Annotated in this window: 17 protein-coding genes; 13 read left to right on the plus strand and 4 right to left on the minus strand. The window is 49.5% G+C overall.

Annotation, left to right across the window (positions count from 1 at the left end; genetic code table 11):
• Positions 1-651 carry a biofilm master transcriptional regulator CsgD gene (csgD, locus tag NI40_RS07800; protein WP_021240790.1) on the minus strand — a complete coding sequence of 217 codons (651 nt, stop codon included), beginning with the start codon at positions 649-651 and terminating at the stop codon, positions 1-3.
• 764 nt (positions 652-1,415) lie between these two features.
• Between csgD and csgB the strand changes: the two genes are divergently transcribed.
• The 5 genes from csgB (at position 1,416) to ymdB (ending at position 3,893) form a co-directional block, all read left to right on the plus strand.
• Positions 1,416-1,871, plus strand: coding sequence for a curli minor subunit CsgB (gene csgB / locus NI40_RS07805; protein ID WP_033145183.1), 456 nt, complete (start codon positions 1,416-1,418; stop codon positions 1,869-1,871).
• Between the two features lie 41 nt (positions 1,872-1,912).
• Positions 1,913-2,365, plus strand: coding sequence for a curli major subunit CsgA (gene csgA, locus NI40_RS22595; protein ID WP_039261729.1), 453 nt, complete (start codon positions 1,913-1,915; stop codon positions 2,363-2,365).
• A 61-nt stretch (positions 2,366-2,426) separates the two neighbouring features.
• Positions 2,427-2,759 (plus strand): curli assembly chaperone CsgC, encoded by a 333-nt coding sequence (gene csgC, locus NI40_RS07815; RefSeq protein WP_033145185.1) that lies wholly within the window; start codon positions 2,427-2,429, stop codon positions 2,757-2,759.
• A 164-nt stretch (positions 2,760-2,923) separates the two neighbouring features.
• On the plus strand, positions 2,924-3,244 hold the full coding sequence (locus NI40_RS07820; protein WP_039261731.1) for a type 1 fimbrial protein: 321 nt from the start codon (positions 2,924-2,926) through the stop codon (positions 3,242-3,244).
• 106 nt (positions 3,245-3,350) lie between these two features.
• Complete coding sequence (gene ymdB, locus NI40_RS07825) at positions 3,351-3,893, plus strand: O-acetyl-ADP-ribose deacetylase (RefSeq protein ID WP_039261733.1); 543 nt, start codon at positions 3,351-3,353, stop codon at positions 3,891-3,893.
• A gap of 33 nt (positions 3,894-3,926) precedes the next feature.
• Here ymdB and mdoC read toward each other — a convergent pair whose 3' ends face one another.
• Positions 3,927-5,066: a glucans biosynthesis protein MdoC gene (gene mdoC, locus NI40_RS07830; protein ID WP_039261736.1), complete on the minus strand. Its 1,140-nt coding sequence runs from the start codon at positions 5,064-5,066 to the stop codon at positions 3,927-3,929.
• Between the two features lie 254 nt (positions 5,067-5,320).
• Here mdoC and mdoG point away from each other — a divergent pair, with 254 nt between their 5' ends.
• The 3 genes from mdoG (at position 5,321) to NI40_RS07845 (ending at position 9,707) form a co-directional block, all read left to right on the plus strand.
• Positions 5,321-6,874 carry a glucans biosynthesis protein MdoG gene (gene mdoG / locus NI40_RS07835; RefSeq protein ID WP_039261737.1) on the plus strand — a complete coding sequence of 518 codons (1,554 nt, stop codon included), beginning with the start codon at positions 5,321-5,323 and terminating at the stop codon, positions 6,872-6,874.
• Entirely contained in the window at positions 6,867-9,395 is a 2,529-nt protein-coding gene (gene mdoH / locus NI40_RS07840; RefSeq protein ID WP_023311116.1) for a glucans biosynthesis glucosyltransferase MdoH, read from the plus strand. Before mdoG ends, mdoH begins: the two co-directional genes overlap by 8 nt.
• Positions 9,396-9,479: 84 nt before the next feature.
• A complete protein-coding gene (locus tag NI40_RS07845; RefSeq protein ID WP_033145189.1) occupies positions 9,480-9,707 on the plus strand; it encodes a YceK/YidQ family lipoprotein in 228 nt (75 codons plus the stop codon).
• Between the two features lie 6 nt (positions 9,708-9,713).
• On the opposite strand, the gene NI40_RS07850 is transcribed toward NI40_RS07845, so the two are convergent.
• Positions 9,714-10,103: a MysB family protein gene (locus NI40_RS07850; RefSeq protein ID WP_032639599.1), complete on the minus strand. Its 390-nt coding sequence runs from the start codon at positions 10,101-10,103 to the stop codon at positions 9,714-9,716.
• 46 nt (positions 10,104-10,149) lie between these two features.
• Here NI40_RS07850 and NI40_RS07855 point away from each other — a divergent pair, with 46 nt between their 5' ends.
• Entirely contained in the window at positions 10,150-11,985 is a 1,836-nt protein-coding gene (locus tag NI40_RS07855; protein WP_039261741.1) for a recombinase family protein, read from the plus strand.
• Between the two features lie 544 nt (positions 11,986-12,529).
• Here the strand turns inward: NI40_RS07855 and NI40_RS07860 are convergent.
• A complete protein-coding gene (locus tag NI40_RS07860; protein WP_023311691.1) occupies positions 12,530-13,300 on the minus strand; it encodes an XRE family transcriptional regulator in 771 nt (256 codons plus the stop codon).
• Between the two features lie 134 nt (positions 13,301-13,434).
• Here NI40_RS07860 and NI40_RS22605 point away from each other — a divergent pair, with 134 nt between their 5' ends.
• Genes NI40_RS22605 through NI40_RS07875 form a run of 4 tightly spaced genes read left to right on the plus strand, consistent with a single transcriptional unit; the run spans position 13,435 to position 16,943 of the window.
• Positions 13,435-13,692, plus strand: a complete 258-nt coding sequence (locus tag NI40_RS22605; protein WP_023311692.1) for a helix-turn-helix domain-containing protein — start codon at positions 13,435-13,437, stop codon at positions 13,690-13,692.
• Positions 13,692-15,737: a Mu transposase C-terminal domain-containing protein gene (locus NI40_RS07865; protein ID WP_039261743.1), complete on the plus strand. Its 2,046-nt coding sequence runs from the start codon at positions 13,692-13,694 to the stop codon at positions 15,735-15,737. Before NI40_RS22605 ends, NI40_RS07865 begins: the two co-directional genes overlap by 1 nt.
• Before the next feature lie 11 nt (positions 15,738-15,748).
• Positions 15,749-16,642 (plus strand): AAA family ATPase, encoded by an 894-nt coding sequence (locus tag NI40_RS07870; RefSeq protein WP_039261745.1) that lies wholly within the window; start codon positions 15,749-15,751, stop codon positions 16,640-16,642.
• A gap of 10 nt (positions 16,643-16,652) precedes the next feature.
• A complete protein-coding gene (locus NI40_RS07875; RefSeq protein ID WP_023311925.1) occupies positions 16,653-16,943 on the plus strand; it encodes a hypothetical protein in 291 nt (96 codons plus the stop codon).
• Position 16,944: the final 1 nt, after the last annotated feature.

Consider the following 16,944-nt stretch of genomic DNA (forward strand, 5'->3'; position numbering starts at 1 on the left):
TTAACGCCTGAGGTTATCGTTTGCCCACGAAACAGCCTGAGTTCGGTTTTTAACAGCTATCTTCTTGAAAAGATTATAAAGGTGCGTCTTTACCGTATTTTCGCTGATAAATAACGAACGGGCGATTTCAATATTTGAAGCACCAATGCGTAACTTGTTCAGGATCTCTTTCTCACGGTGTGTGAGCAGCGCGGACTCTGAACTGTTATAGCGATAATTTCCGGAGTGCGTGATGAGATAGCTGGCAAGCTTTTGCGAAAAATAACACTCTCCGCGCAATATCCCTTGCAGCCCCTCTACCACCCGGTCTTCTTCTTCCGTGACGTAGAACACGCCATTGATATGCGGCCAGCTTTCAATATCTCTGAAAGGATATTCATCAGGCGTATTCAACAATAGCACGCGGATATTATTGTTTTTCCTGCTTAAAATATCTTGCCAGTAATGGATAAGCTTTTTATCAGCTTCCATCATATCGAAAAGAATGATGCTGCCAGGTGCAATATCATCAAAAGAACGTTGAATATTATGCAATTTCCCGTTCAGTGATAAAGATTGCTTTAAATGTTGTAATAACGCTGTCGCTTGCAAAGAAGGTTTTGTGATCAACAGTAATGTATGACCATGTAAACTATGGACTTCATTATACATGATGAAACCCCACTTTTTTTTGGCACCTGGCAGCTGTCCTCCTGTTTATTAGAGGACACCAGAAGTACTGACAGATGTTGCACTGCTGTGTGTAGAATCAGACCATAACCTCCACAGGGAGGTAAATATAAAACCAATTTTGTACATCTAATTTCAATCTAGCTTTTACGAAGTTTAAAGCAAGTGTTAAACGTGTAACAGAATGTAAAAATCAATATTAATTTGTGAAAACTGCTTGTTGTTAATGGTAATAATTGATGAGAAAGTTGTACATATAAATAGATGTGCACAGATTTTAAAAATCATACAAATATTTTTATGTGATTGATTTTTGAGATTATTTGTTATTTTCCTGTTGCCGTAATTAAGTATGAGTCACAGATTATTTCTAAGCCCATGAATGGGCTGCTGCCTGGCTTAAGAAAACAGGCGTCGTGTCACGCACTGAGAAAAATGATCTCCAGCCGTTACGTTTAAACAACGCGGGATGACGCCTGGACAGCCTTCATCCCGTTGTACAACCCGATCGCAAGACCTGCTTAATAAAAAATATAAGCTGACCTGATTAAAGTGATTTTTGATGTAAATTACGACTTTGTGGTGAGCCGATAAATAAAAATAAGCCGCGCGGGTGAGATATTTAAAATGTTTCAGCGGACATACTCTTCACCGTAACGACGCGTTAACACAATACGAGTCGTTTTAACAAGTAGCATTGTTATAGGGTTATGGCGTGATTAAATAGCCAGGTCCAGGGTGACAACATGAAAAACACATCGTTAATTATGATGTTTACATTACTGGGTGCGCCTGGATTTGTAACCGCAGCGAATTCAGATTTGGCAAATGCTGAATATAACTTTGCGGTTAACGAATTAAGTCTTTCATCACTCAATCAGGCAGCCATTATTGGTCAACGGGGCGTTTTCAATAACGCTGAGGTTAGCCAGGACGGTTCAAGACTCTTATCCATTGTATCTCAGGATGGGGCGGGTAACAGAGCGAGAGTTGATCAATCAGGGAGTTACAATTTAGCCTGGATCGATCAGAGCGGTAACGGGAATGATGCAGGTATTACGCAAGATGGATACGGTAATAGCGCGAAAATTATCCAGAAAGGGTCGGGTAATAGAGCAAATATTACGCAGTACGGTACGCAGAAAACCGCAGTTGTAGTGCAGAAACAGTCGCAAATGGCGATTAACGTTATTCAACATTAGCGCGTTCGCGACGACTTTAATCAATCCGATGGGGGTTTACCATGAAATTTATCAAAGTGGCAGCACTTGCAGCAATCGTAGTTTCTGGTAGTGCTATGGCGGGTTCTATTAATCAGGGCGGATGGGGTCATGGACATGGTCATGGTGGATATAGTGGCCCAAATTCAACCCTGAATATTTATCAGAACGGTGGCGGTAACTCCGCGGTTGCCCTGCAGACAGACGCCAGAAATTCCGTCCTGAATATTAGCCAGACCGGCGGCTTTAACGGTGCTGACGTTGGTCAGGGTTCTGATGACAGTAAAATCAACCTGACCCAGAAAGGTTTTGGCAACAGTGCGACACTTGATCAGTGGAACAGTAAAAAATCCGTTATGAACGTTAGCCAGTCCGGCGGCTTTAACGGTGCACTCGTAGACCAGACTGCGTCCAACTCGACTGTTAACGTTACCCAGATCGGTTTTGGTAACCACGCGTCAGCTCATCAGTACTGATACTGAAATCTGTGCTACAAAAAAACAGGGCATCAGCCCTGTTTTTTTTCGGGAGTTCATCATGAATACCTTAATTCTACTTGCCGCGCTTTCCAGCCAGATAACCTTCAAAACGTCACAGCAGGAAAATATGACCACCATTGTTCCTCAGGTCACTCTGGCGCAGTCGTGTGATTGTCAGGTTCAGATTGTTTCTGTGCGAGAAGGGCAGGGGGGACAAAGTTCTTCCCGGCAGCAAAACACCCTTTTTATACCCGCTAATCAGACGATTGATTTAATGCGCCTGAGTTTAAATATTAATGCGGGAGACACGGTAAAAATCGTTGTCACCGTTTCAGACGGTAAATCGCTACATTTATCACAACAGTGGTCGCCAGCGGAACGTTCGCTATGAAAACCCATTAAATCAATAGGTTGTGAATGTGGCGGGTCTGGGCCGTTGAGCTATGCTGATATCAGGGACCAGGTCGTTATGTTCCGTAACGTGAAACTTCGTTTGTCATAATAAATGAAGCGCGTTTACCCCTCATGGACGATTTTCATTGAGGAGTACCTATAATGAACAACTATTTTGCTCGACTCATGGCAGGTCTGGGTCTGGTCGTTTCTGCTTTGAGTATCCCGGCTTATTCGGCCACGGTTGTTGACGGCGGTGTCATTCATTTCCGCGGTGCTATTGTTGCCGACCCCTGTGAAGTCACTCCCCAGAAGCAACAGTTTGCCATGTCATGTCCAGATAATAACCGTATGCAAACGCGTATGGTCAGCTATACAGAGGCGCTTAACGGGAAAGTGAGCGACTCAAACGTGGCAACGCTCAATATGAAATACCTTAATCCTGAAAAAACGCTCGCGGTTGTTGAAATCCAGTATCGCTAATGCGCGCTCTCCCGCCCTGCGGTGGATGAGGATTTTTTCTGATAGTTTTTTCTCCCGGTCTCCTCTGCGATACACTTAAGAAAATGGCGGGTTGCAGAGGGGCTTCATGAAACCGCAAATTGAAATTATTCATGGCGATATTACGACAGTGCACGTCGACGTTATCGTCAATGCGGCCAATCCCTCCCTGATGGGAGGAGGCGGCCTGGACGGGGCTATCCACCGGGCTGCCGGACCGCAGCTGCTGGAAGCCTGTAAAACCGTGCGGCAACAGCAGGGCGAATGTCCTCCCGGTCACGCGGTGATTACGCTGGCGGGCAATCTGCCTGCGAGAGCGGTAATTCACGCGGTAGGGCCGGTCTGGCATGGCGGGGACCAGCACGAAGCGAGTATTCTGGAAGAGGCTTACCGGAACTGTCTGCGACTGGCCGCCGACAACGGTTATAAAACGATGGCGTTTCCGGCCATCAGCACCGGCGTGTATGGTTACCCTAAGGCCGCTGCCGCAACGATCGCCGTAGAAACCGTTTACCGCTATTTGTCGCTAAAACCGCTGCCAGAGAAGGTGATTTTTGTCTGTTTCGACGACGACACCACGCATCTTTATCAGCGGCTTCTGACTCAGCGCAGACAAGAGCTGGAGAGCTGATGCAAACGCGGCGCATCTGATGCGCCGCGTGATTTATGAGGCTTTTGCCTGCGGTTTTCCTGAAAAGAGGAAGCGCAGGAGCGGGATCCGCAGATGGATTTCGTAGAGTACGATTGCCACCCCTACAACAAACACCAGCCCGGTAAAGAAGCCCAGCGTGTTGGAGGCGATGTGCGGTGTGATGTAAGCCCCGAAGAAAAGCGTCAACGGGTGATGCACCAGATAGATAAACAGTGACGCATTAACGAAGTAGGTCACGCGGCTGGACTTAAAGTTCAGCAAGCGGTGGCCCAGCGCGAATACCACGTTCACCATCCACAGCCCCAGCAGCATAGTGATCACGCTTTCCGTTTCATACATCCAGGCGTCGCCGCTGCCGTAGCGTTGATTCAGCAGATAGGCCGCGAACGCGAGGCTTGCCCCCAGCGCGCACCACGGTGACGGGGTGACAAACAGCGATTTAAGCTTCGGATGAATAAAAGCCAGCGCGCCGATTAAAAAGAACGGAATGTAGAACAGAGACTGCATCACCACAAAATTAAATAACCCGTCGCTCAAAATCGGCGGATAGACGATAAGCAGCGTCCGGCGCACGGCGGCATAGGCAATCCCCAACAGCAAGAAGAGCACTGACAGTTTGCCCATCGTAACGTTGGCGAAGAAAGTGTCGGCTTTTGTACTCAGACGGTGGCGCAGGCGGCTGAAAATCAACAGGCTCACCGTTGTGAGCACCACCAGCACCAGCAGGAACCACAGGTGAGACACCAGCTCCCATACCAGCGTATTGTACTTTTCATACAGCGTAAGGTTCGGCCAGTTCTCCGCTTTGCCTTTGACGTATTGCAACATAATGAACTGAGGCAGCGTCAGCAGTGGAATTGCGGTCAGCATGGGGATCCCCACGCGCTCTACGCGCACTTTCCACCAGCGCTTGAGCGGGTATCGCAGAAACAGCATGTAAGAGAAATAGCCGGATATGACGAAGAACACCTGCATACGGAAGGCGTGAATAAAGTCATTAAACAGCGTCAGCCACCAGGAGGGCATCTGGCTATTTACATGCCAGGTGTGGCTGGAGTAAATCAGTGAAATGTGAAAGGGGATCCCCAATAGCATCAGCCAGGCCCTGATCGAGTCGAGGAAATATTCACGTTCTGTTGGTGTTGTGCTCATATAACGTTGTGCATTCTCAGACTTTTCGTCTTATCCCTAAGACTCATAATGGTTACATTCGAAGCCAACCCTACACCAAGACCGACACCCTGTCTCCAGGATAAGCACGCAAAGTGAATAGCGGGTTCTTTCATTTGCTTATTCCATGAGCCAGCAGCTGAACAAAGCAGTGATAATGTTGTCGGATTGCCTGAGTTTCCATTAAAATGGATCGGATCGATATAAGCACACAAAGGGGGAAGTGCTTACTTATTATGAAACATAAACCACAGATGATGAAAATGCGTTGGTTGGGTGCTGCAGTGGTGTTATCACTGTATACCTCATCGGCACTGGCCTTTAACATCGACGATGTCGCAAAACAGGCAAAATCGATGGCAGGCAAGAGCTACGAAGCGCCGAAAAGTAACTTGCCCTCCGTTTTCCGCGACATGAAGTATGCGGACTATCAGCAGATCCAGTTCAATCACGACAAAGCGTACTGGAGCAATATTAAAACCCCGTTCAAGCTTGAATTTTATCATCAGGGTATGTACTTCGACACGCCTGTTGCCATCAATGAAGTGACGGCAACCGCGGTACGTAAGATCAAGTACAGCCCGGATTACTTCAATTTTGGCAATGTGCAACACGACAAAGATACGGTGAAAGACCTGGGCTTCGCAGGCTTTAAGGTGCTTTACCCGATCAACAGCAAAGATAAAAACGACGAAATCGTCAGCATGCTTGGCGCCAGCTATTTCCGCGTCATCGGCGCGGGGCAGGTGTACGGGCTTTCTGCGCGTGGTCTGGCTATTGATACCGCGCTGCCATCAGGTGAAGAGTTCCCGCGTTTCCGTGAGTTCTGGATTGAACGTCCAAAGCCAACGGATAAGCGTCTGACCATTTATGCGCTGCTGGATTCCCCGCGTGCAACCGGTGCCTATCGCTTTGTGATTATGCCGGGTCGTGACACGGTAGTTGACGTGCAGTCCAAGGTTTACCTGCGTGATAAAGTGGGCAAACTGGGCGTTGCGCCACTGACCAGTATGTTCCTGTTTGGGCCGAACCAGCCGTCACCGGCTACCAACTTCCGTCCGGAACTGCATGACTCCAACGGTCTGTCTATTCATGCCGGCAACGGTGAGTGGATCTGGCGTCCGCTGAATAACCCGAAACATCTGGCGGTTAGCAGCTTCGCAATGGAAAACCCGCAAGGTTTTGGCCTGCTGCAGCGTGGTCGTCAGTTCTCCCGCTTTGAAGATTTGGACGATCGCTATGACCAGCGTCCAAGCGCCTGGGTCACGCCAAACGGTGACTGGGGTAAAGGCAAGGTCGAGCTGGTAGAAATTCCAACCAACGACGAAACCAACGATAACATCGTCGCTTACTGGACGCCGGATCAACTGCCGGAAGCCGGTAAAGAGATGAACTTCAAGTACACCATTACCTTCAGCCGCGACGAAGATAAGCTGCATGCGCCGGATAACGCGTATGTAATGCAGACTCGCCGCTCAACGGGTGATGTGAAGCAGTCTAATCTTATCCGTCAGCCTGACGGTACCGTGGCGTTTGTCGTGGACTTCTCAGGCCAGGATATGAAGAAACTGTCACCGGACACCGCCGTTGCCGCTCAGGCCAGCATCGGTGATAACGGTGAGATCGTTGAGAATACCGTGCGTTACAACCCGGTAACCAAAGGCTGGCGTCTGACCCTGCGCGTGAAAGTGAAAGATCCGAAACAGACCACTGAAATGCGTGCTGCGCTGGTCAGTAACGATCAGCCGCTGAGTGAAACCTGGAGCTATCAGCTACCTGCCAATGAATAATACATCTGAATATATTGATGCCATGCCGCTGACGGATATCGAAAAAGCGGCACTGCCAAAGAGCGACATTCGCGCGGTTCACACCGCGCTGGATGGTGAACATCATACGTTTTCCCGTGATGATGATACGCCGCTCGGGTCAGTCAAGGCGCGTCTGGAGCAGGCCTGGCCGGACTCGCTGGCGGAAGGGCAGTTGATTAAAGACGACGAAGGACGCGATCAGCTTCAGGCGATGCCGAAGGCTACGCGTTCCTCTATGTTCCCCGATCCATGGCGCACCAACCCGGTGGGGCGCTTCTGGGATCGCCTGCGCGGGCGTGATGTGACGCCGCGCTATCTGTCGCGCCTGACGAAAGAAGAGCAGGCGTCCGAACAGAAATGGCGTACCGTCGGGACAATCCGTCGCTATATCCTGCTGCTTCTGACGCTGGCGCAGACGGTCGTCGCGACCTGGTACATGAAAACTATCCTGCCTTACCAGGGCTGGGCGTTTATCAACCCGACGGACATGATGGGCCAGGATCTCTGGGTCTCCTTCATGCAGCTGCTGCCGTATATCCTGCAGAGCGGCATTCTCCTGCTGTTCGCGGTCCTCTTCTGCTGGGTCTCGGCCGGTTTCTGGACCGCGCTGATGGGCTTCCTGCAATTGCTCATGGGGCGTGACAAATACAGCATTTCGGCGTCAACGGTCGGGGATGAACCCCTTAATCCCGAGCACCGTACCGCGCTGATTATGCCTATCTGTAACGAGGACGTTGACCGCGTATTTGCGGGCCTGCGTGCGACCTGGGAGTCCGTGAAGGCGACCGGCAACGCGGAGCATTTCGACGTTTACATCCTGAGCGACAGCTACAACCCGGATATCTGCGTTGCGGAACAAAAAGCGTGGATGGAGCTGATTGCAGAAGTGCAGGGCGAAGGCCAGATCTTCTACCGTCGCCGCCGCCGTCGCGTGAAGCGTAAAAGCGGCAACATCGATGACTTCTGCCGTCGCTGGGGTAACCAGTACAGCTACATGGTAGTGCTGGATGCTGACTCCGTCATGAGCGGAGACTGCCTGAGCGGTCTGGTGCGTCTGATGGAAGCCAACCCTAACGCCGGTATCATTCAGTCCTCGCCAAAAGCGTCCGGAATGGACACCCTTTATGCGCGCTGCCAGCAGTTCGCCACCCGTGTTTACGGGCCGCTGTTTACGGCGGGTCTGCACTTCTGGCAGCTGGGTGAATCGCACTACTGGGGCCACAATGCCATTATCCGCGTGAAGCCGTTCATTGAACACTGTGCGCTGGCGCCGCTGCCGGGTGAGGGTTCGTTTGCCGGTTCTATTCTGTCGCATGACTTCGTAGAAGCTGCGCTGATGCGTCGTGCTGGCTGGGGCGTCTGGATTGCCTACGACCTGCCGGGATCCTACGAAGAGCTGCCGCCGAACCTGCTGGACGAGCTTAAGCGTGACCGCCGCTGGTGTCACGGTAACCTGATGAACTTCCGCCTGTTCCTGGTAAAAGGGATGCACCCGGTTCACCGCGCGGTGTTCCTGACGGGCGTGATGTCTTATCTCTCCGCACCGCTGTGGTTTATGTTCCTGGCGCTGTCGACTGCCTTACAGGTGGTTCATGCCCTGACGGAGCCGCAATACTTCCTGCAACCGCGGCAGCTGTTCCCGGTGTGGCCGCAGTGGCGTCCGGAGCTGGCGATTGCGCTGTTTGCCTCCACCATGGTGCTACTGTTCCTGCCTAAGCTGCTCAGCATCATCCTGATCTGGTGCAAAGGCTCGAAAGAGTACGGCGGTTTCTTCCGCGTGACCCTTTCACTGCTGCTGGAAGTGCTGTTCTCCGTCCTGCTGGCGCCGGTACGTATGCTGTTCCACACCGTGTTTGTGGTCAGTGCGTTCCTGGGCTGGGAAGTGGTCTGGAACTCACCGCAGCGTGACGACGACTCCACGCCGTGGGGTGAAGCCTTTATGCGCCACGGTTCTCAGCTGCTGCTGGGTCTGGTGTGGGCTGCCGGGATGGCGTGGCTTGATCTGCGCTTCCTGTTCTGGCTGGCGCCGATTGTCTTCTCGCTGATCCTGTCGCCGTTTGTGTCCGTGATTTCCAGCCGTTCAACGGTGGGGTTGCGAACCAAACGCTGGAAGCTGTTCCTGATCCCGGAAGAGTATTCCCCGCCGCAGGTGCTGGTGGATACCGATCGTTACCTGGAACAGAACCGCAGTCGCTCGCTGGATGACGGCTTCATGCACGCCGTGTTTAACCCGTCATTCAACGCCCTGGCGACGGCAATGGCGACCGCGCGTCACCGCGCCAGCCAGGTGCTGGAGATTGCCCGCGATCGTCACGTTGAGCAGGCGCTTAACGAGACCCCGGAAAAACTCAACCGCGACCGTCGTCTGGTGCTGTTGAGCGACCCGGTGACAATGGCGCGTCTTCACTACCGCGTGTGGTCCGCTCCGGAGAAATACTCTTCGTGGGTGAACTACTATAAGGACGTGAAGCTGAATCCGCTCGCTCTGAAGGCGAAGTAAGCAGTTAAGTAAGGCGGGTTAGCGAAGCGCCACCCGCCAGATAAAATACCGGCTTAATCGCCGGTATTTTTTTAGAGGTTAAAGATGAGAATAATCATCGTCGTTATGGTGGCATGCCTGCTCAGCGGCTGCGGCAGTATCATCAGTCGCACCATTCCAGGGCAAGGCCACGGAAATCAGTATTACCCGGGCGTGAAATGGGATCTTCGTGATTCCGCATGGCGTTACCTGACCGTGCTCGATCTGCCGTTCTCGCTGATTTTCGACACGCTGTTGCTGCCGATCGATGCCAGCCACGGCCCTTACGAATAGCGTAAATTAACGCTCGTCCCACTCGTCGGCTGCGGTTTGACCTTCTTCCGTATCCAGCGGCGGCTCGAGCTGAAACTCCCCCTCATCCCACTCGTGCAGGGTATTCTCTTCCAGCCATTCCTGCCGAAGTTCTATTTCGTCATAGTCGCCATCAAAGACGGCCTGCGCACCTTCACCACTTAATATCGGCAAACATTCCCCTTCTTCACCTTCATCGGCAAAGAATTCGGCCTGCCACATAATATCCCCATCCTGCAGAACGTATTTTTGGATATTAAGCTGTTGCACGTCAGCATCTTCTTCTTCAACGCCGGGGTTGTCGGCGAGGAACTCTTCACGAGCGGCATCAATAGCTTCTTCCAGCGTACTATAGAATACATATTCTTTATCGGACATAATGAGTTCCTCAATGATTATGTTTATCAAATGTATAGGTGCATGAATGCGAACTGTCAAAGCCTACATCTATAGTAGGGTATCGAGCTTGCAGCAGGTTGATGCTTTTGGCTTAGATCGCCAGATTAGTACAGTATTAGACTTCCTCGAAAACGCTAAACTACCCGCTGAATTAGGGTATCAGCTCGATCCAAGCAATCATGAAGTACTGGATTCGGATAAAGGGCTTAGTGGCTACGCTGGGCACAACTTCACAAAGGGGTCATTGGGGCGATTCAAGGAACGTGTAAGGTCAGGAGAGATTACAGAAGGCTGTTTGCTAATTGAGAGTGTGGACAGGTTTTCCAGAAAACAGGGCTATGATGCCATTGATGAATTCACCTTCCTGATCAAGCGTAACATTGACATTGTTGAAGTAGAGACAGGGCAAATCTACAGCTACAAGCTTGACCATAAACTGTCCACTCTATCAACGAGCATTGAACGTGCTTACCAGGAATCGAAACGTAAGGCTCGTATCAGTAAGAAGTCATGGCAAAAACGTAAAAAAGACTCTGTAGATACTGGTATTGCTCTTAACAACAATACCCCTGATTGGCTGTCATTAAGTCAGGATAAGAAGTCTTATGAATTGGATGTTCAGAAGGTTCAGACAATTACAAAAATATTTGAGTTATACCGTGATGGTTATGGTGTAACTCAGATCGTGAATCTTCTGAACAAAGAAGGGGAGAGGTACAACGGAAAAGGCTGGAATACCGTTACGGTTTACAACAAATTGCGTGATCGTCGGCTTAATGGCTACCTTGTTGGTAAGTACACCACCATACCTAAAAAAGATAATGAAAGTACTAATGATGCTGAAAAGCGGATCTTAGAGAATACTAAAATAAAGAAAGAAGCTAACGATAATGCAAAGCGTATCTATCCAGTAGTGATTGAGGATGATCTCTTTTCAAGAGTACAATCAATGATGGATAGGAATGTATCTTCCAAAAAGCAAAAAAGTACAACTACTAAACAAAGAAATCTGTTCAATGGACTTACTAAATGTAATGAGTGCGGTAGTCCGATGATCGTCCAATCCATGTCTAATGGTGGACAATACTTACGTTGTTACAGGCAACGAACAAAAGATGAAAAGTGTAATTCCAAAATGTTACGGTACTTTGAAACTGAAAAGGTACTCTTACAACATATCAAAAATCTGAACCTTGATGAAATCTATGGTGATGAAAAAAGTAATCAGTCACTTGATACCTTAAAACGATTACTTTCTGATGTGAATGGAAAAATAGCATTGCTAAATGAAAAGGTTCAGAGTGCAAACGATGAAAGTGAATTGTTTGCAATAATGGAATTTAAGAGGAAACGAATTTTAGAAAAGGATGAATTGATTGCAAAGATCAACTCGCTTGAGAATCAATGTGAAGCAGTTACTTTGAATTACACATATGATATTGAGCAACTTACTAATCAAGATAATACAGTAATTAGACGTAAGGCTAACGAGCATATAGCTAAAGTTATATCTTCTGTTAAATGCCGAAGAATTGATTCGAGTTACATAGGTGCTTACTATCTTTATGATATCACCTACCATAGAGATATACTAAAGCACATACTAATTACTGATAACAGCGGGAAGCTGATTAGTGAAATAACCATATCCGAAAAAGACAACGAACGTACTTATGTGGTAAGAGAAGAAGATCAAACTGTATTCAAGGTAGAATCTAATGGCAATGCGTGGGTAATGTATGCGAGTAGAACAAAAACAATAGATGATCTACTCTATTATATAAACACAATGATGGTAGGAAGAGAGCCTGATGATTTCGCATACCAACTGAACGAAGACCATATCGAATGGATTGACTAATACTGAAGAGGTTAAATGACATGTGGATTAACCCGCTTATAGATATGATACTTGGTATTGGCCTGGTGTGCGGTATTAGTTGGTTAATCCTTCGATTTTGGCCTTACTTCTTTAGTGCAGTATTCATAATGGCGACGATTTATGAAGTGTGGAACATCTTCAGATGATAGATACCCCGAAAGGGGTTTTGCGGGATTAGTAACTATCTATAACTTTGAATAGTACTGAAAAGATTCAGAAGGGTAGTTTCATCATTTAAAACTACATTTTGACCTCACCAGACGCTCTGTGTGAGGTTTTTTTGTATAAGGGAATACAGTTCCATTCCTAACGAGAGGATAAGCGTATTGTGGGGAGGTGATCGTTTCTGCATGAGGGAAAGAAGCTTGATAAGTCGGCGGAAGCCTTGGATAGCAAGGGATGCGAGGCGCGGTGAGGATTCCGCACAGCTCGACAGAAAATGATAGATTATGAGAAATAATGCGCTAACTTTTGCACTGGTTTGAGAGCAATGAGATCGGTATTAAACATGTTTTGAAAACTGTTAAATGACCCGCCCATACCAGACCACTTTGCCAACAATACAAAAATCCGAGGGGACATTGTTAAGGTCAATGTTGAACGGCTTGTAAACCGGGTTTGTGCTCGTAACAATGAGTTGTGCTCCAGGCAAACGCTGCACTCGTTTTACGATTAATTGTCCATCGAGTCGCAATACATAGATTCCCTCTCTAGGTTCCCGATCACCATGATTTACAAGGATGATATCTTTGTCGTTCAGGACGCCTTCCATCGAGTCGCCTTGCACGCTGATAACAGACAGCTGTTTGGGATCAGCCTTCAAATGATTAACCACCCAATAACGTCTAAATGATACCGTGAACATAGGCGTTTCATCATCATTCCAAGCACCGTAGCCCGCAGACGCAGTCACGTTATAGCGCGGCACAAAAATGAACTCTTCTAAATCAACTTCATTTCCATGCACATCATTTATGGCTGTACTTGGTGGAGTTGCTGGCCTTGAAATTAAATTGGTACCAGTACTGCTCTGCTCACCCGTTGCAAGCCATTCGATACTCACTCCAGCTGTACGGGCCAGCACAACTAAGTTGTCCAGTGTCGGTTGTGTGTGGCCAGCAAAGTACTTATGCATCGCCCCATAACTAATTCCGCAATCAGCCGCAAATTGACGGATGCTCTTGCCGTCTATCGCTTTCCGCAACCTGTCGCTAAAAGTGGTTCCTTTTTGATTATCACTTAAAGGAACTTTTGGGCCGTTTTCGTTCTGCGGATCCTTTTCTGTATAACTCATTGATTCCTCCAGTATTAGATGCGTGTTCGCGATAGTTGTCATTTGAGTCACAAAAGGAACCAATAAAAGCTTGTAATTTTCCTTTTAGTGATCAACACTACTATTACAGTGTGTAAGACAGATGAGTTATTACTATGTATAAACGAGTAGAATCTCAGAAAACATCAACAAATGGAATCACTTCTTGTGATTGGCATCGTGCTGACATCATTGCCGAGTTACGTAAGAAAGGGACCACCCTGGCTGGTTTATCCCGTAACGCTGGTTTAAATGCCCGCACTCTCAATAACGCTTTAGACCGTAAATACCCTAAGGGTGAGCGCATTATCGCTTCTGCAATAGGCGTTGAACCGTCGGTTATCTGGCCTTCAAGATATTGTGAGGTGCTGTGATGTGGTCGACGGTATCTGAGTTAGCTGGATGTGCTGGTGTACCAGCAACAGAGAGAGGTTGTCGGAAATTTTTGGACAACCTTGCATCCAAGAATCCATCAATGAGAAGAAAACGCACTGGTACAAAAGCGTTTGAATACCACATTGATTCGTTACCGATTGTGACTCAGGAAGAATTAAAGAACCGTTATTACAAAGAAATATTATCAACTCAACAGGTAAGTACAAAAGAAACCAAAACCAGTTCGAATATAGGTTCATCTGATAACGGTAAACTTGCTCTGATTCGCCAGTGCCCGGCTCTTCTTGAGCGTGAAGTGGGCTCTCTGACTGATAAACAGAAAGAGATCGCCGATGCTCGTGCTGTTCTGGCAATGGAATTGGAGAAACTGCGCGATGCCGGGATGTCCCGTACCGCAGCGGTTAACTACATCTCTATCGAATCCCGTAAAGGTACGTTGCCTGCACATCTGCTTAAGGCTGCTGAGATGGCCAATGCCCGCAAAGGCTCCAGCCGTGTCGGTGTTGGTACCCGTAGCCTCCAGGAATGGCTGACCATTTTTGAATCCACAAAGCCCGGCGTTGAGCGTATGGCCATGCTGGCCCCTGGCCATCTTAAAGCGAAGAAGCCTGAGCAGATTACCTGGCTTCCGGCGTTCCTTGCTCACTGGCGTAACCGCAAAGGCCCAAGTCTGCGCGAGGCATACCGGGATTTCCAGGACGAGTGGTCTGTTATCTATGCTGACCAGCCTGCAATGGCTGCTGCATGCCCCTCTTATGATGCCGTTCGTCGTGCCATGGAGAAGCTACCGCGCCGTGAGAAAGCCCGTGGCCGTGTGAGTGGTTCGGCTGCGCTGGCTTATGAATGCTTCCAGAAGCGTGACTGGTCCCTTATGCCGGTTAATGGCTGCTGGATTGCGGATGGTAAATCCCTTGAGATGAAAGTGGCACACCCTGACCATGGACGCCCGTTCACTCCAGAGCTGACGTTAATTATTGATGGCCGGACACGCTTTATTACGGGCTGGAGCCTGGCACTTTCAGAAAGCGTTATTGCTGTTGCTGATGCCTACCGTTACGCCATGCGTCATTTCGGCAAACCGTTATTTGTGTATTCCGATAACGGCGGCGGTGAAACAAACAAAACGCTTGATGCCGATGTGACGGGTATTTTCAGCCGCCTTGGTATTGAGCACCCGACCAGCATTCCGGGGCGTCCTCAGTCTCGCGGTATCATCGAACGGCTTAACAAGGGGGTTCCTCGTCGTGTGGCCATGCAGTTCGATACGTTCAGCGGCGACAGTGCTGACCGGGAGCATGCCCGCATCACCTCGCGTGCTATCCAGTCAGCCATCAAGGCGCAGGAGAACGGGCGAGAGCTGACGCCAGTACAGCGTAATGCCCTGGGTAAATTGCCCTCCTGGCAGCAGCTGCTTGACGCGATCGCCAGCGAAGTTGATGCATACAACAACACGCATGAACACCGCGAGCTTCCAAAACGTAACGGACGTCACATGACACCTGCTGCCTATCGTCGGGCCGTTCTCGAAGCTGAAGGTGACGATATTGAATATCTGACTGATGTTGAGTTGCGCGAAGCCTTTATGCCGGAGATGGTGCGTACCGCGCAGCGTGGCTGGTTGCGCCTGTTTAACAACGACTACTTCTCTGAGGAATTAATCCAGGTGGATAGCGAAGAGGTCCGGGTGGCTTTCGATATTCACGATCCCTCTTCCGTTATCGTTCGCCGGATGGATGGTACCTACGTCTGTACGGCGATCTGGAACGGTAATAAACGTGCAGCAATACCGGTGAGTGCAATGGATGTGGCTGTTGAGAAACGCCGCCAGCGCCGCCTCAACCGTATTGAAGACAAACGCCAGGAAATTGAAGCAGAGGGCCGCTCTGTATTACCGGGCCAGCGCTTCGACGATCTGGGGAGTTTTATCCCGGCTGAATTCAGCCGGATTACGGAAGAAGAGCATTATTTCTTCCTCGAAACCGACCGTGATGAATATCTGAAAAAAACCGGTAATACCCGGTAAGTGAGAGACATATGAGCCTACAAACAGAACTGAATGAAATTATGTCCCGCAAGGGGTACAGCCAGACACAGGTAGCCCGCGCTTTTGGTAAAAGCCCGGCAGTGGTTAATCAGTACCTGCAGGGAAAATATCAGGGGGATGTGGGAAGCATCGACGAACTGGCCCGCAGCTTCATTGCCCGCGAAGCCGACAAGGAAAAGTCGCGTCGCATCACGCCGCGCTATATCCCCACAGTGACCTCCCGCAAAGGGATTGAGGTCATTCGCTTGGCGCACCTGGATGGGGAGATCAACGTTCTCTATGGTGCTGCTGGCTTGGGTAAAACCATGATTTTGCGCGAATACGCGTCCAGGCATCGTGATGCGCTGCTGATAGAGGCCGACCCCGGCTATACCGCCCGTGTTGTGCTCGAAGAGCTGTGTGGGCTGCTTGGCCTCAGCAAACGCGGCAACATGCATGAACTCAGCGAAGCCTGTATTGCTGCCCTGCGTGATTCAGGTCGCCTCCTGATGGTCGATGAGGCTGAGAACCTTCCATACCGTGCGCTGGAAACACTGCGCCGCATCCACGACAAAGCCGGTATCGGTGTCGTTCTGGCCGGGATGCCTCGCCTCATTATCAACCTGAAAGGCAAGCGCGGTGAGTATCAGCAGCTTTTCAGCCGCGTGGGTCTGGCGCTCAACATCGGCGAATCCCTGCCGCAGGCCGATATCAGCGATATCGCGATCAGTATGCTGCCGGATGCTGAGAACCCTGACGTATCTGAGGCGCTATTCCGGGCGAGCAACGGAAACGCCAGACGTCTTTTCAAACTGGTGCGCGGTGTCAGCCGTCACAGCGATATCAGTGGCAATGCAGTCAGCGCAGGCGCTGTCCGCAAGTTCGCAGAAATGCTCATTAACTGAGGATTTAACCATGACCAGAACATCAGGAAATACCGACAACGCAGGTGTTATCTCCGCGTTGATCCGGGCAGAAACGCTGATTTTATTTCTGTCAGCTCAGGGGGTTCAGGTGAAAAGCGTATCCCTGCGCAACACACAGCCGGTCATTCGTATCGTGCGCCATGCGTGGTGTGAGCGAATGAAAAAAGAGGGTCTGGCGCGATTTGATATTACCGGCAATGACCGCCACGGTCGCTTTCGCCAGGGCGTTTATCAGGATGAAAGCGGGTGTCGGGTGGTCTGGTCTGAATCACTCCATTAAG

This window comes from Enterobacter sp. E20 (assembly GCF_000801755.2).
Taxonomy (GTDB): Bacteria; Pseudomonadota; Gammaproteobacteria; order Enterobacterales; family Enterobacteriaceae; genus Enterobacter; species Enterobacter asburiae_B.

Coding starts and splice junctions, on each gene's coding strand:
- csgD (WP_021240790.1), bottom strand. CDS start 651: ATGTATAATGAAGTCCATAGTTTACATGGTCATACATTACTGTTGATC.
- csgB (WP_033145183.1), top strand. CDS start 1,416: ATGAAAAACACATCGTTAATTATGATGTTTACATTACTGGGTGCGCCT.
- csgA (WP_039261729.1), top strand. CDS start 1,913: ATGAAATTTATCAAAGTGGCAGCACTTGCAGCAATCGTAGTTTCTGGT.
- csgC (WP_033145185.1), top strand. CDS start 2,427: ATGAATACCTTAATTCTACTTGCCGCGCTTTCCAGCCAGATAACCTTC.
- NI40_RS07820 (WP_039261731.1), top strand. CDS start 2,924: ATGAACAACTATTTTGCTCGACTCATGGCAGGTCTGGGTCTGGTCGTT.
- ymdB (WP_039261733.1), top strand. CDS start 3,351: ATGAAACCGCAAATTGAAATTATTCATGGCGATATTACGACAGTGCAC.
- mdoC (WP_039261736.1), bottom strand. CDS start 5,066: ATGAGCACAACACCAACAGAACGTGAATATTTCCTCGACTCGATCAGG.
- mdoG (WP_039261737.1), top strand. CDS start 5,321: ATGAAACATAAACCACAGATGATGAAAATGCGTTGGTTGGGTGCTGCA.
- mdoH (WP_023311116.1), top strand. CDS start 6,867: ATGAATAATACATCTGAATATATTGATGCCATGCCGCTGACGGATATC.
- NI40_RS07845 (WP_033145189.1), top strand. CDS start 9,480: ATGAGAATAATCATCGTCGTTATGGTGGCATGCCTGCTCAGCGGCTGC.
- NI40_RS07850 (WP_032639599.1), bottom strand. CDS start 10,103: ATGTCCGATAAAGAATATGTATTCTATAGTACGCTGGAAGAAGCTATT.
- NI40_RS07855 (WP_039261741.1), top strand. CDS start 10,150: ATGCGAACTGTCAAAGCCTACATCTATAGTAGGGTATCGAGCTTGCAG.
- NI40_RS07860 (WP_023311691.1), bottom strand. CDS start 13,300: ATGAGTTATACAGAAAAGGATCCGCAGAACGAAAACGGCCCAAAAGTT.
- NI40_RS22605 (WP_023311692.1), top strand. CDS start 13,435: ATGTATAAACGAGTAGAATCTCAGAAAACATCAACAAATGGAATCACT.
- NI40_RS07865 (WP_039261743.1), top strand. CDS start 13,692: ATGTGGTCGACGGTATCTGAGTTAGCTGGATGTGCTGGTGTACCAGCA.
- NI40_RS07870 (WP_039261745.1), top strand. CDS start 15,749: ATGAGCCTACAAACAGAACTGAATGAAATTATGTCCCGCAAGGGGTAC.
- NI40_RS07875 (WP_023311925.1), top strand. CDS start 16,653: ATGACCAGAACATCAGGAAATACCGACAACGCAGGTGTTATCTCCGCG.